We start from the raw sequence: 15,140 nt of genomic DNA, 5'->3' as shown, positions 1-15,140 counted from the left end.
AACTTATGTTTTTATACTCAAAGTAGTTTATTAAAAATTACATAGTTCCAGAAAAGATATTTCTTCAAAAATTATTTTATTAATACAAGTTCAACAAATGAAATCATTTCATGATAATGAAACCCCCCGCACGGGAATACTAAGACATAGAAACAAGAATTATGAGCATATCCCGCAATGTTAGTAGTATTAGATACATTATATGCGTTTCCTGGCTATCACATCACCGAGCAAATATACTCAGGTAGTAAAACTCTAGTTTATCGGGGCATTAGAGAACAAGACCAAAAACCAGTTGTTCTCAAATTAATGCGGAATGAATATCCTACGTTCGCGGAAATCGCCCAGTTCCGCAATCAGTATATCATCACCAAAAACCTCGATATTCCTGGCATACTCAAAACCTATAGCCTAGAAAGCTACCGTAACAGCTACATCTTAGTGATGGAAGATTTTGGCGGTATTTCCCTGCAAGACTGGCGGATAGAGAACAAGGAAAAGAAGGAAAACTGTCTTTCTCTCAATGAGTTTTTCAACATTGCGATTAAAATTGCTTCTACCCTTGAGGGACTACATCGCGATCGCATCATTCACAAAGACATCAAGCCTGCCAACATTTTAATAAACCCTACCACAGATGAAGTAAAAATCATCGACTTTAGCATTGCCACCCTCCTACCAAGAGAAATTCAATTTCTCACGAATCCCAACATCCTAGAAGGTACTCTGGCTTACATTTCTCCAGAACAAACTGGAAGGATGAACCGGGGTATCGACTATCGCACTGATTTTTATTCCCTTGGTATTACCTTCTTTCAACTCCTCACTGGACAGTTACCCTTCACGACTAAAGATCCGATGGAGTTAGTTTACTCTCATATAGCTAAACAACCGCTAAAAGCCAGCCGAATTAATTCTAAGATTCCGGCAATTTTGTCTGAAATGATCGGTAAACTAATGGCGAAAAATGCCGAAGACCGCTATCAGAGTGCTTTGGGGTTAAAGCATGACTTGGAGGTGTGCCAAAAGCAGTGGCAAGAAACAGGAAATATTGCACCCTTTGAAGTAGGAATGAGGGACATCTCAGACCGTTTCGTAATTCCTGAAAAACTCTATGGTCGCCAAGGTGAAGTTGAAACTCTACTCGCTGCTTTTAAGCGTGTAACAGAAGGGGCAACAGAAATGATATTAGTCGCGGGTTTCTCTGGGATTGGCAAAACTGCTGTGGTTAATGAAGTCCACAAACCGATTGTGCGACAGCGTAGTTACTTCATCAAAGGAAAATTTGACCAGTTTCAACGTGACATTCCCTTATCAGGATTGGTGCAAGCTTTTAGAGATTTAATCGGGCAACTACTCTCAGAAACTGATGCCCAAATTCAACAATGGAAAGCCAAAATCCTGCGGGAATTGGGTAAACAGACTCAGGTAATTATCGATGTAATTCCTGAACTTGAACAAATTGTTGGTAAACAAGCTCCGGTTACAGAACTCTCTGGCAGTGCTGCTCAAAATCGTTTCAATTTATTGTTTCAAAAATTCATTCAAATCTTCACAACTAAAGAACATCCCCTAGTTATATTTCTTGATGACTTGCAATGGGCAGATACCGCCTCTTTAAAAATAATTCAGTTATTAATGTGTGAAAGTATATCATCTTCTTTGGCAGAAAATGCAGAAGATATGTATGAGAATCAGGGAGGTTTATTGTTAATTGGTTCTTATCGAGACAATGAAGTTTTCAAAGTAGATCCGCTTTATTTAACACTACAGGAAATTGAAAAAACCGGAGTAGCTATTAATACAATCACTTTAGCACCTTTAAATCAGGGTGATTTAAATCATCTCATTGCTGATACTCTCCATTGTGCTGAAGTAGTTGCGGTTCCTCTCACTCAGATGGTGTTTGCCAAAACCAAAGGCAACCCATTTTTTTCAGTCCAATTCCTCAAGTCTTTACACGATGATGAGCTAATTGTATTAAACTTCGATATTGGTCATTGGCAGTATGATATTTCCAAAGTTAAAGAGTTAGCTCTCACAGATGATGTAGTAGAATTTATTGCCCTACAAATAGAAAAATTGCCAATACATAGCCAAAAGGTTCTGAAACTAGCTGCCTGTATTGGTAATCAATTTGAATTAAAGAATCTGGCGATCGTCAACGAAAAATCTGTAGTAGATACAGCATCAGATTTGTGGCAAGCCTTACTTGAGGGACTAATCTTACCACAGACTGAAAATTACAACATCTTTGCGAAAGAAAATACTAATCAAGAATTCATTGTTCATGGAATAGAATCTATAGAATTTTCCAGTTCTAATTTACAACTACCTAAATATAAATTCGTACACGATCGGGTGCATCAAGCAGCTTATTCTTTGATTCCTGAAGAACAAAAAAAGCCAATTCATTTAAAAATTGGGCTACTCTTATTGAACAATATTCCTGTTGTAGAACAGGAAGAAAAGATTTTTGAACTTGTCAATCAGTTTAATATTGCAGTAGAATTCATCTCCCCTCAAACTAAACGAGATGAACTAGCCCAGATGAATCTAACTGCTGGACGTAAGGCTTTAGCATCAACAGCTTACCCTACTGCCCTTAAGTATTTAACTACTGGTATCCAACTGCTCGCAGGTGATAGTTGGGAGACGAAACATCATCTTACCCTGGCTTTATATGAGACTGCGACAGAGGCAGCATACCTGGCTGGCAACTTTGAACAGATGGAGGAATTCGCAGAGGTAGTGTTGGTACGTAAACCACTGTTAGAAAAAGTAAAAGTTTATGAAGTCAAAATTCAGGCTTATGGGGCGCAGAACCAAGCACTGGAGGCTGTAAATACTGCACTAACCTTTTTGAAACTTTTGGGAGTGGAGTTTCCTGAACATCCAAGCCAGTCTGATATTCAGTTAGCAATGGCAGAATTAACATCAAATCTTAATGGCAGGTGTTTTGAGGATTTAATTGAACTACCACAGATGATAGAAGCCCAAGTACTGGCGGTGATGCGTATCCTTTCCAGTGCAATTCCTGCTGTTTATCAAGTTGCTCCCGAACTGTTACCACTACTTGTAATTAAACAAATTCAATTTTCTCTCAAACACGGCAATACTCCCTTGTCAGCCTATGCCTATGTTAGTTACGGAATGATACTCTCTGGAGTAGTGGGAGATATTGAATCTGGTTATAAAATTGGAAAACTGGCTTTAAATCTATTAACTACGTTAGATACTAAAGCACTCACAGCCAAGATCCTTGTGACATTTAATGCCAATATCAGACCTTGGAAGGAGCACGTTAGGGAAATATTAAAATCTTTAATAGAAGCCTACTCTACCGCACTGGAAACAGGAGATTTGGAATTTGCGGCATATTCTCTCTACACTTTTTGCTACAGTGCATATTTTATCGGACAAGAACTGACAGAACTGAAACATGAGATAACAACCTATAGCAATACTATCAGTCAGCTTAAGATAGAAACAGCATTTAACTGGAGTGCCATCTATCGACAAACTGTTGTGAACTTGCTAGGAGGTGTGGAAAATACCTGTCTTTTAATTGGTGAATCTTATGATGAGGAGAAAATGCTACCGATTCATATTGATACCAAAGACAGACTTGGACTTTTACATTTATATTTCTGCAAGCTTCAGTTATGTTATCTATTTCAGGAATTTTTGGAAGCAGTTAAAAATGCAACTTTAGCAGAAAATTATTTAGATGCTGGAATAGGACATCTAGTTGTTCCTACTTTCCGTTTTTACGATTCTCTAGCTAGGCTGGCAGTTTACTGCGATGTTGAAGAGTCTGTACAAAAACAAATCCTGAGAAAGATTGTAGTCAATCAGGAACAGATGCAGTACTGGGCGAATCATGCACCGATGAATTATTTGCATAAATTTTATTTAGTGGAAGCGGAGCGGCATAGAGTTCTGGGCCAATATATTGAAGCTATGAGCAATTACGATCGCGCTGTTTCCTCTGCTAAGGAATATAAGTACATTAATGAAGAAGCTTTAGCAAATGAACTTGCTGCTAAATTCTATCTACAGTGGGGCAAAGAGAAGATTGCACAAATATATTTAATTGAGGCTTACTATAGTTACGTTCACTGGGGAGCGTTAGCCAAAGTTGACGATTTGGCAAAACGCTATCCCCAATTACTCACTTCTATATTTCAGCAAGAAAAACTGAATATCCATTCTAGAGAAGAAAGCACTTCTTTCTACAACACATCTATATCATCTTTATCTACCCTGAGTAATCAACAAACTGTTATTGGCTCTAAGACAAGCATTTCGGATTCTCTGGATTTAGCAGCATTCATTAAAGCATCTCAAGCGCTCTCTGGGGAAATCGAGCTTGAGCGACTACTTTCTACTTTGATGGAAGTTGTGATGGAGAATGCAGGAGCATCTAAATGCGCTTTAATTTTGAGCGAAGGTGATAACTTAGCATTAACTGTTACGGCAGTTTTTTCAGGTTCGAATTTGGAGCATATCTACACTGAGTTTCCATCAACTTCCCTAGAGTCAAGCTACGATGTTCCCATTACTTTGATTAACTACGTTAAACGCTCCAGAGAAATCTTTGTGATCGATAATGCAATGGCTGCTTCCTTTTTAGCAGCTGATAGCTATATTATCAATGAAGAACCCAAGAGCATATTGTCTATACCTATTATTAATCAAGGCAAATTGATTGGGATTATTTACCTAGAAAATAATCTGACAACTGGAGTATTTACACGCGATCGCGTAGAAGTACTCAAACTCCTCACCACTCAAGCAGCAATATCCCTAGAGAATGCTATCCTCTACAAAAATTTGGCGAAAGCTAAAGAAAGTTTGGAGGAATACAATCATACCCTGGAAGAAAAAGTCCAGGACAGAACACAGGAACTTAATGACAAAAATCACTGTTTAGAACAAACTCTACAGGAATTGCAACGTACCCAGATGCAATTGATTCAAAGTGAAAAAATGTCTTCTTTGGGACAAATGGTGGCAGGAATTGCTCATGAAATCAATAACCCTATTAACTTTATTTATGGCAATATTAATCATACTAGTGAGTATGTCCAAGACTTGCTGGATTTGGTAGTTGTTTATCAGCAGGAATATCCTCATCCTTCGCCTTTAGTTGAGGAGAAAGCTGAGGAGATTGACTTAAATTTCCTAGCAAAAGACTTGCCAAAGATTCTAGATTCCATGAAAGTGGGGAGTTCGCGTATCCGGAATATTGTTTTAGGATTACGCAACTTCTCTCGCCTAGATGAATCAGAGATGAAGTCTGTAGATGTTCATGAGGGGATAGACAACACCTTAATGATTTTGCAGCATCGACTCAAGGAAAAGAGCAATTTTACTGAAATTGAAGTCATCAAAGAATACGGGGATTTGCCGGAAGTTACTTGTTATCCGGGTCAACTCAATCAAGTATTTATGAATATCTTGACTAATGCAATCGATGCTTTAGAAGAGTCATTTGTTATTGATTATCCCTCATTGGTAAATGACAAGGAGCAAATAACAAAGGACAAAGGACAAATTCGCATTTATACCGAACTAACAGATTTCAATACCGTGAAAATTAAATTTGCCGATAATGGCTCTGGCTTCCCAGAAACGCTACAACAGAAAATTTTTGACCCATTTTTTACTACCAAGCCAGTAGGAAGCGGTACGGGATTGGGGTTATCAATTAGCTATCAAATTGTAGTTGAAAAACATCAGGGTAGTTTAACATGTAATTCCACCCCCAAAGAGGGAACTGAATTTGTAATTGAGATTCCCATATAATAATAGGAGTGCAAAGCCTTGCACTCCTATTAGTGATTTATCTCATTAGTTTTGAAGGGATTGTAAAAATTTGTAATCCGCGGCTCTGGTCTTTGAAGTTGAGTGATAAATTTCTCAACACAAATTTCTCAAAATTAATGCGATAGATTACTAGTAGTTTGTTAATACCAATTTGATGAGTTTGATAAAATTTGTTTCTAAAACTCATCAAATCAACTATGACAGACTACTAGCGAACGGATCTAGTTGTCATATTGTCTAAAGACTTTTGATGTACACGCTCTCCTGTAATTGTTATCTTGATTCCCTTAGCAGGCGTAAGTGTAAAACCTCGACGCTGTAGTCTCTCTGGTTGATTATCAACCAAGGCAAATTGATAGTGTGACAAGATTGTTGCCAATACTAGCTTCATTTCAAATATGGCTAAAGCCTCGCCAATACAGCGACGAGCACCACCACCAAAAGGCAAAAATTCATAAGGAGAAAATTGCTGCTCAAGAAAGCGCTCTGGCTGAAACTGCTTGGGCTGGGGATATAAATCTTGACGTTGGTGAGTCAGATAAATGCAACCAACAACTACCGTACCAGGCTCTAAGCGATGTTTTAGTAGTTCAACAGGTTCTTGCACTACCCTTGGCAAAGTCAACATTACCACAGGAGTAATCCGCAAAGTCTCATTACAGACAGCCGTGAGATAAGGCAATCGGAAAATGCTCATGGGGTCTGGTGAATCACCTAAAGTATCAAGTTCCTGAAGCAATTTTTCATGGACTTCTGGGTTTTGGTGAATCCAGTATAGTGCCCAAGCCATTGCCGTTGCCGTAGTTTCATGCCCAGCAATCATCAGGGTGATCAACTCATCGCGCAACTCTTGATCTGTCATCGGTTCATCAGCCTCATCCCGAGCTGATATCAGCATGGAAAGGATATCGATGCGGCCTAGATCAGTTTGCTGTAGGCGTTCAGCAATCTCAGCATAGATCAATTCATCTATTTGCTGCCGTCGGTGCAGAAAGTTTCCCCACGGACTCCAAGTTCCTAAATCCTGTTGTAGAAATGAAAAAAAGAATAGGCTAGAAGTAAGTGGTGACCAAAAGTCGTCCAAAAAAGATCCCAGTAGATGCTTAAGTTTTTGGCAACGTTCTCCTTCATACATGCCAAAAACAGCTTCTAAGATGACTTGCAAAGAAATCTCCTGCATTGTATTACGGGCTGAAAAGGGCAAATTTTTTGGTACTTGACTAAAAACTTTTTCGCTAAGGTTTGAGATTAGCTGACCGTAAGCTCGCATTCGCTCTCCATGAAAGCCCGGCATCACAAGTTGTCGTCGCTGTTTATGTTCAGCGCCCTCCAGCAAGAAAACTGAATGTTTCCCTACTAAGGGTTCGACAATTTTGTTCACCTCAGCAACAGCAGCAAACTTCTTTCTATCGTTGGTTAAAATTTCTTGGATTGTTTGAGGGTGGTTCACAAAAACTACGGTATCCCCAAAACCAACTATCCTAGCAGTGAAAATGTCAGGATATTGTTGAGCCGCTTTTTCCATGTATCCAACAGGGTCACTGACCCATTGAAGCTTTTGCAGAAAAGGGGGGGTTTTGAGAATATTTGGTAGTGGAATTTGTTTTTTCATCTCGAAATTATGCCCCTAAGTGAAACGGTGAAATTTGCTTATTTGAAAGTTGAAAATGAACTTCACAGTTAACTAGATCCAGTTTCTCTATCGTCTCATAGCGACCAGTAAGAGAATACCAATTAAGATTGCCACTAATCCAGGAGTGCATTATTGATATATATTTTGCCAGTTCCACATCTAGCTCTTCTCCAAAAGAGGGAATAGATGCTTCTAAATCTATCAAAGCTTTGACCTTTTCATTATGCATGTCAGCAGCATGATTAATTGCTTTATTCAAAGGTAGTTGCTGTAGATAATGTAGTACCAGTACTAGATTATGAACATCACCACTGTCCATTTCCCTAGATGCTGAAAAAACATCATTACACCATGCAAGAATATCAATTGTGATCACTTCTATTTTTTTCACAATTTCATTATTTCTTAAAACATCAGAGAGCATGTAATTATTGCAAAATTCACTTACCGTCAGGAAAAGATATCCTCCCACACTGAATCTTCTGCACCTCATATAAGTGTCAATATCAGGTACAATCCCTTGGGCACGAATAGCTGCTTCCTCTACACATCCGTGGCAGTATTGCTCAAAGCAGTAGAGGAAGTAATTGAACCATTTTTCGCTCGTTCTTTCGCGTGTTCGTTGTCGCAAATCAGCCAAGGCATGATTGATGGGTATGTCTTCCCTCGTTGGTTCTGATCCTTTCAATATTTCCATAAATCTTTGCTGAAAAAGTTTGAGCGCTTCCGGTTGTTTTTTGAACTCTGACATATCGCATTGATCATCCCAAATAAACACCCAGCTAAGCCAGTCATTTCCAATTTTAAGTTCTTCCAAATCACAGTTTGGATAAGCACTTGCAGCTAATAAAAAAAAATTAGATTTGCAAAAATGCTTATAACTTGATTTATTATTCAGGAGATTGAAACGCATTACCCACTCAAGAGCATACTCTTCTAAGATATCAACATACTCATTGATATGAGATGAAAATGGACAATATAAATTAGAGGTAAGTAGTTCCTTCATAAAAATATATTAGTTATAAGTAACGAACATGAATTACGGAAGAAGAAAATTAATAGACTCATATAGAGCCTATATAAATCTTTTTGAAATAAATTCAGATTAAAACTATACAATCCACAGCATGGAAATGATATTTACGTTGCTTTAATTGGTACGTAAATCTATCTGAATATTTCAAAACTTAAGCAGTATTGTTAAACTTTCTTTGAAAGAACATAACCGTTATTACACGTAATTATATTTTTTATATAAAAATAGTAATCTCAGAGTTTATTGATAATAAATACTGTTGACTAATTGAAAAAATTAACTTATGTCATTAACTAAATTGTTCTGAGATATCACAATTTTATAAAAAGACAAGGGTAATAATGACTAATTTTAGAGCGATCGCCTTCATGAAAGAGGAGCTTCGACTCTAGTGAAAGTGCAGATTTGTAGTTGATGGCCATGTTGGAGCGATCGCTCCCGTATTCGCATAGAGCAATTTAACCTAAGAATGTTGCTGTTATCAGAGTTTTTGGGAACTATATATATGGTTGTCAGAGGATAAATTTGCTAGTCACTTTGCAAAATCGATGTGACTTCGCTGCGATCGCAGGTAATAGTAAACAATAAACAAGGAGCTAACTTAATTTAAATACATGAATTACAAGCCATACCTACAAATGCTTAATCTCCCAGAAGATAGTTTAATTTTAGTGGTGGATGATACCACTACAAACTTAGAAATTGTCTTAGGCATATTAACGAATGTCGGCTTTAAAGTTGTTACAGAAAATAATGGAAACAGGGCAGTTCAACAGGCTGAAGATATACTGCCCGACTTAATTCTCTTAGATGTAATGATGCCAGGAATAGATGGATTTGAAACCTGTCAAAAGCTGAAAGAAAATTCAGTTACTTGTGATATTCCAGTAATTTTCATGACAGCTAACTCGGATACTAATAGTAAGGTGAGGGGTCTAAGTATAGGCGCAGTTGATTATATTACTAAACCCTTTCATGAAGAAGAGTTGCTCGCTAGAATTAAAACCCATCTACAATTACGAAATCTTACAAAAACTTTAGAGAAACGAGTCGCAGAAAGGACAGCAGCTTTGTCTAGGGCATTAAAAGACCTACAAGAGTCTCAACTTCAGCTTGTACAGACAGAAAAAATGTCTGCTCTTGGTCAATTAGTAGCAGGAGTTGCTCATGAAATTAATAATCCAGTTAGTTTCATTCATGGCAATCTCGGACACGCTTCAGTATATTTCCAAGACATGGCTAATATTATTAACCTCTATCAGCAGTACTATCCCAATCCAGTAGCAGAAATTCAAGAGGAAATTGCAGGGATAGATTTGAAGTATATGCTTTCTGATCTACCTAACTTAATTTCTTCAATGAAAGAGGGTGTGCAGCGCATTCGTAATATTAGTACTAGTCTGAGAATTTTTTCTCGTGCAGATAGCGATCGCAAAGTTTCTTGCAATATTCATGATGGCATCGACAGTACAATTATGATTCTCAAACACCGCTTAAAAGCATCCGAGAACCGACCCGATATTAAAATAGTTAAAAATTACGATATTTTGCCAGATTTAGAATGCTTTATCGGACAATTAAACCAGGTATTTATGAATTTATTAGCTAATGCTATTGATGCCTTAGAGGAGTCTAATATAGGACGAACTTATATTGAAATTGAAGAAAATCCTAATGAAATTCTGATTCAGACCACTCTTACGGAAGACAATAATCATATTTTAATTCTGATTAAAGATAATGGGTTAGGGATGTCGGCTGATGTCCAGGAAAAAATCTTTGACCATTTATTCACCACTAAGGCTGTAGGTCAAGGTACAGGATTAGGGTTATCAATTGCTCGCCATATTGTTGTCGAAAAGCATGGAGGAACCCTGGAGGTAAATTCAGAACTTGAACACGGTTCAGAATTCATCATTAAACTTCCTATTTCCTAATCATACTAAGTGATGTTATCGGAATCTTTATGTTTAAAACAGCAGTAGGCCACAGTAACGATCCAGATTCTCTGTCAGCAATTGAAGAAGTTCTTCAGCAATGTGTCAGTTCCCTTGGAGGAGATATACCAAAAGCTGGGATTCTTTTTTCTGCAATTGACTTTGAACATGCTCTCATTTTGCAGCAAATTCATCAGGCTTTTCCGGGGATTGAGTTGATTGGTGGAACAACAGATGGAGAAATTTCTTCAGTTTTAGAATTTCAGCAAGACTCAATCACCTTAATGTTGTTTTGCTCAGACGAAGTTGAAATTAATGCAGGAATTGGACGCAAAGTTTCAGGCGATCCAATTGCTGTAACTAAACAAGCTGTACAGCAAGCCAAAGCAAAAACTACTGAAACTCCAAGGCTATGTTTAACTCATCCAGAGAGTCTTACAATTAGTGGTGTATCTATATTGGATGGCTTAAAATTAGCTCTTGGTCAAAATGTGCCGATATTCGGTGGTTTAGCAGGCGATCAGTCCAGATACCAAAATACATATCAATTCTTTCAAACAGAAGTATTAAGTGATTCTGTACCAATTCTGCTTTTTTCTGGCACAATATTATTTTCTCATGGTGTTGCAAGTGGTTGGCATCCTATCGGTCAAATAAGCCAAGTGACTAAGGTAGATAAGAACATACTCTATGAAATAGATGGTAAGCCAGCTTTAGATTTTTATCATCATTATCTAGGTTTACTTCCTCCTTCAATAGAATATCCTTTAGCAGTATTTGATCAGAATAGAGACAATTTTTATATAAGAGCGCCAATTGCTTACAATCAGAAATCTGGTAGCATCACCTTTTTTGCAGATATTCCTGATCGAGCTGTAATTCAAATTGCGGAAGCATGTTATGAAGATATTTTGGCAGCTTCCAAAGCATCATTTATGAATGCCTTAAATAATTACCCAGGTGCAGAGCCAAGTGCTGTTTTATTTTTTTCATGTGTAGCTCGTCGGCAAATACTTGGTACGAGAACACAAGAAGAGTATCAGAATACGAAACTCTGTTTGACTTACCATTTACCTGGGTGTGGATTTTATTCTTATGGAGAAATTGCTCCTATAAATGGAATGAGCCAGACACAATTCCACAATGAAACTTTTGTAACTTTAATTTTGGGAACTCGGTAGAATTTTATGGAATTTTTGGATTACCAACAAGAAAATAAGGAACTAAAGAAAGCGAATAGAATTCTTCAAAAGCAATTAGAGCGTTCTGAGGTAGATCGGGTAAAACTAGAAGAGACAAATGAAAAAAAAGAATATTTGCTCAGAAAAGTAATTACTGAATTAAAAGAATATCAAAACAATCTAGAAGAAAGAAGCCATGAACTAGAAATGATGCTTCTTAATCTTCAGATAATGCAGAATAAGATGTCTAGTTTGGGAAGTCTTGTTGCAGATGTAGCCCATGAAATTAACAATCCACTTGGATTTATAGAAGGTAATCTGACTCCAGCTCAAGAGTATATTCAGAATTTGTTACATTTGATCGACCTCTATCAGGAAACCTATCCTCAAGCATCTCAAGAAATTCAAGAAATAATCAAAAGAATGGATTTAGAGTATGTGCGTGAGGATTTACCTAAACTAATTTCATCAATGAGAGAAGGCACTAATCGCATTTCTAATATTAGCAGTAGCTTGCGAACTTTTTCCAGAATAGATACAGAGCAAAAAGTTTTATTTAACCTTCATGAATGTATTGACAACACTCTTTTTATTCTCAAGCATCGGTTGAAAGATAATAAGATTCGTCCTACTATTCAAGTAGTTAAAAGTTACGGTGATATTCCTCCCATACCATGCTTTCCAGGACAATTGAGTCAGGTATTTATGAATCTTTTGGCAAATGCAATTGATGCTTTAGATGAGTCGAATTCTGGATTGGGTTTTGATGAAATTAAGAAAAGTCCCAATCAAATTATAATTCATACTGCTCGAAACAAAGATGAGAATCAGGCTTTGATCAGTATTCAAGATAATGGTGTAGGAATGTCGCCGGATATTCAGCAAAAAATGTTTAGTCATTTATTCACAACAAAACCTGTGGGGAAAGGAACAGGATTAGGATTATCAATCGCTTATCAAATAATTGTTCAAAAACATAGGGGAACTCTAGAAGTAAAATCTGTGCTAGGAAAAGGTTCAGAGTTTATCATCAGCATTCCCATCTTTTAAAAGAGGAAATCTATCAATTATTCAAATTAATCTTATTTAAAATAAATGTTTAATTTAAAATTAGGCGATTTGGGACTAATATTTGTGGATCATAATTGGTAATTAACTACGCTTTTAGAAGAATAAAATTAATTTATTGAAAACAGAAAACCTTTATCCTGATTGTAAGTGACCTGGTTTATTTGCAGAGTGAGAATTGGATTGAAGCTAGAAGACACTTTGCAAAACCGGGAACTATCGCAACGACAAGATTTATAAATTGTGATCGCTATCACAATTTACTAGAAACACAAGCAAGCACCAAATTCTTTAAAGAAAGGTATCAAGCAGTTACTTTATGGTCATTTTGGGGAACTCTATAACTGTAGTTCCCCAATTGTGTGCTGAAAATCTATGACCAATGCACTTAATCATTCGATAGCTACGCTTAATGTTTCTTTAGAACGCGATATATTTTTACGTACACTCATCAGAGAATTATCTGGCACTTTGCAGGATGTAGTTGGCTTAGAAGAAGCTTCTGGATTTATTAGTGTAGTTGGTGAAAGGATGGCTACGCAGCTTGACCAAGATTACAAATCTGCTCTGGAAGTCTCCAAACTTTCACGTAAGCAGGTCGCTGATGTCTTGATCGATTTAAAAAAACGCATTCAGGGCGATTTTTATGTTATTGAGCAGGATGATGAAAAAATTGTCTTTGGCAACCGCGTCTGCCCATTTGGGGAAAAAGTGCTTAATCGCCCTGCCATGTGTATGATGACTTCAAACGTCTTTGGGACGATCGCAGCTAATAATCTGGGATATGCGAAAGTAGAATTGCAAGAGACAATAGCACAGGGTGCTTCTGGATGTAGAGTTATTGTTTACTTAAAATTTACAGAAGAGGCAGAAGATGCAGAAGGTCGAGAATACTTTAGGGGACTAGAATCTGTGTAAACTCTGCCTCACTAAAATAACCATAGGATACAAGCTTGAGTGCAGATATGTAAATTAGAATCTAACCCTGAAATGGGAAGCTCCATGACTCCTGAACAATTTCTTGAATTTGCCAGAGTTTTACCAGAACCTTTGCTCCTGGTGAGTGGAGAGGGTCAGTTGTTAGCGACCAATCAACCAGTAGCAGATATGCTGGGATTACGTCGTCAGGAACTGCGGGGAAAAATGCTTATTGAACTTGTAACTCAGGCTACTGACGATGTTGTAAAGTACCTGCAAGCTTGTTCAAGTAGTAGAGCAATGGTTATTGGCTCCTTGACTTTACGAAAGAATGATGGACAAACGCTAATATGTCGTAGCCAAGGAGCCGTTATTCAACCTTGGTCTCCTGAATCTTCAGCTTTAATTCTCTTACGTTTAGAAAATAGAACTTTAGCCAGCAGTAATTTTGTTCTCCTAAACCAGAAAATCGATGAGTTAGCAAAAGAAGTTCAGAGACGTAAACAAGCGGAGGAAGCGCTCTGGAAAGCTAATCAAGAGTTAGAAATTCGGGTTGAGGAACGGACAACTGCTTTACAAGAAACATTAAAGGAACTACAACTGACCCAAACTCAACTTATCCAAGCTGAGAAAATGTCTAGTTTAGGTCAGATGGTTGCTGGTATTGCTCATGAAATAAATAACCCTGTCAGTTTTATTCATGGGAACCTCCACCACGCCCAGAAATACACTCATGATTTACTGAAATTGGTGCAAATTTATCAACAAATTTGTCCAAATACTCCTCTAGAAATCAAACAGGAACTAGAAGAAATAGACTTAGATTTTCTGATTCAAGATATAATTAAACTCTTCCAGTCAATGACAGTGGGAACAGAGAGAATTCAGGAAATTGTTAAATCACTACGTAATTTTTCGAGACTAGATGAAGCAGAACTTAAAACAGTTGATATTCACGAAGGAATTGATAGTGCTTTAATGATTTTGGAACATCGACTGCAAGCTAGGCATGAGTACCCACAAATCAGAGTCATCAAAAAATATAGTCAGCTACCTAATATAACTTGCTATCCTGGTCAGCTTAACCAAGTGTTTCTGAACATTCTTGCTAATGCAATCGATGCACTGGAGACGCTGGTGGGAAATTCACAAACAACTGACAATCAAAAGATGATAAATAATAATCCCCAAATTCAAATCACAACTGAAGTAATCGATGACAAATGGATAACGGTTAGTATTGCTGATAATGGTTTGGGAATAAATGAACAAGTTCACTCAAAGGTATTCGATCCATTTTTCACTACTAAAGCTGTGGGTAAAGGCACGGGACTAGGACTATCCGTAAGCTATCAAATTATAGTTGAAAAACATGGCGGACAACTTACCTGTTTTTCTGTTCCAGGAGAAGGTGCGGAATTTGTGATTAAGATACCTGTTAACTAATTTTAGGACTTAAGTAAGTGAGCATAAATAATTGTCGTTGGGATAAGGCAATAGGCAATAGGCAATAGGCAATAGGCAATAATTAT

8 protein-coding genes are annotated in these 15,140 nt (G+C 37.4%); 6 read left to right on the top strand and 2 right to left on the bottom strand.

Going from position 1 to position 15,140, the window contains the following annotated elements:
• Positions 1-177 precede the first annotated feature (177 nt).
• The gene (locus GNF10_RS06755; RefSeq protein ID WP_185581959.1) at positions 178-5,811 is read left to right on the top strand and encodes an ATP-binding sensor histidine kinase; all 5,634 of its coding nucleotides are present in this window, start codon (positions 178-180) and stop codon (positions 5,809-5,811) included.
• Positions 5,812-6,040: 229 nt separating this feature from the next.
• Here GNF10_RS06755 and GNF10_RS06750 read toward each other — a convergent pair whose 3' ends face one another.
• Together GNF10_RS06750 and GNF10_RS06745 are read right to left on the bottom strand one after the other, a co-directional pair.
• Positions 6,041-7,444 (bottom strand): cytochrome P450, encoded by a 1,404-nt coding sequence (locus GNF10_RS06750; RefSeq protein WP_221643555.1) that lies wholly within the window; start codon positions 7,442-7,444, stop codon positions 6,041-6,043.
• 7 nt (positions 7,445-7,451) lie between these two features.
• On the bottom strand, positions 7,452-8,474 hold the full coding sequence (locus GNF10_RS06745) for a terpene synthase (protein WP_185592400.1): 1,023 nt from the start codon (positions 8,472-8,474) through the stop codon (positions 7,452-7,454).
• Positions 8,475-9,118: 644 nt separating this feature from the next.
• Between GNF10_RS06745 and GNF10_RS06740 the strand changes: the two genes are divergently transcribed.
• The 5 genes from GNF10_RS06740 to GNF10_RS06720 all read left to right on the top strand — a co-directional run bounded on the left by GNF10_RS06740 (position 9,119) and on the right by GNF10_RS06720 (position 15,054).
• Positions 9,119-10,441, top strand: coding sequence for a response regulator (locus GNF10_RS06740; protein WP_260446027.1), 1,323 nt, complete (start codon positions 9,119-9,121; stop codon positions 10,439-10,441).
• Between the two features lie 29 nt (positions 10,442-10,470).
• Positions 10,471-11,622 carry an FIST signal transduction protein gene (locus GNF10_RS06735; protein WP_185582046.1) on the top strand — a complete coding sequence of 384 codons (1,152 nt, stop codon included), beginning with the start codon at positions 10,471-10,473 and terminating at the stop codon, positions 11,620-11,622.
• 6 nt (positions 11,623-11,628) lie between these two features.
• Positions 11,629-12,672: a sensor histidine kinase gene (locus tag GNF10_RS06730; RefSeq protein WP_185582045.1), complete on the top strand. Its 1,044-nt coding sequence runs from the start codon at positions 11,629-11,631 to the stop codon at positions 12,670-12,672.
• Between the two features lie 393 nt (positions 12,673-13,065).
• Positions 13,066-13,608, top strand: a complete 543-nt coding sequence (locus GNF10_RS06725; protein ID WP_185581587.1) for a methanogen output domain 1-containing protein — start codon at positions 13,066-13,068, stop codon at positions 13,606-13,608.
• Between the two features lie 84 nt (positions 13,609-13,692).
• Positions 13,693-15,054 (top strand): ATP-binding protein, encoded by a 1,362-nt coding sequence (locus GNF10_RS06720; RefSeq protein ID WP_185581586.1) that lies wholly within the window; start codon positions 13,693-13,695, stop codon positions 15,052-15,054.
• The last annotated feature ends 86 nt before the right edge of the window (positions 15,055-15,140 follow it).

Source organism: Nostoc sp. UCD121, from assembly GCF_014222285.1.
Taxonomy (GTDB): Bacteria; Cyanobacteriota; Cyanobacteriia; order Cyanobacteriales; family Nostocaceae; genus Nostoc.
This window is presented reverse-complemented; position numbering and strand designations above follow the sequence as displayed.

What these genes read in the sequence shown, in the direction of transcription:
- GNF10_RS06755 (WP_185581959.1), top strand. Translation starts at nt 178, where the DNA reads ATGTTAGTAGTATTAGATACATTATATGCGTTTCCTGGCTATCACATC.
- GNF10_RS06750 (WP_221643555.1), bottom strand. Translation starts at nt 7,444, where the DNA reads ATGAAAAAACAAATTCCACTACCAAATATTCTCAAAACCCCCCCTTTT.
- GNF10_RS06745 (WP_185592400.1), bottom strand. Translation starts at nt 8,474, where the DNA reads ATGAAGGAACTACTTACCTCTAATTTATATTGTCCATTTTCATCTCAT.
- GNF10_RS06740 (WP_260446027.1), top strand. Translation starts at nt 9,119, where the DNA reads ATGAATTACAAGCCATACCTACAAATGCTTAATCTCCCAGAAGATAGT.
- GNF10_RS06735 (WP_185582046.1), top strand. Translation starts at nt 10,471, where the DNA reads ATGTTTAAAACAGCAGTAGGCCACAGTAACGATCCAGATTCTCTGTCA.
- GNF10_RS06730 (WP_185582045.1), top strand. Translation starts at nt 11,629, where the DNA reads ATGGAATTTTTGGATTACCAACAAGAAAATAAGGAACTAAAGAAAGCG.
- GNF10_RS06725 (WP_185581587.1), top strand. Translation starts at nt 13,066, where the DNA reads ATGACCAATGCACTTAATCATTCGATAGCTACGCTTAATGTTTCTTTA.
- GNF10_RS06720 (WP_185581586.1), top strand. Translation starts at nt 13,693, where the DNA reads ATGACTCCTGAACAATTTCTTGAATTTGCCAGAGTTTTACCAGAACCT.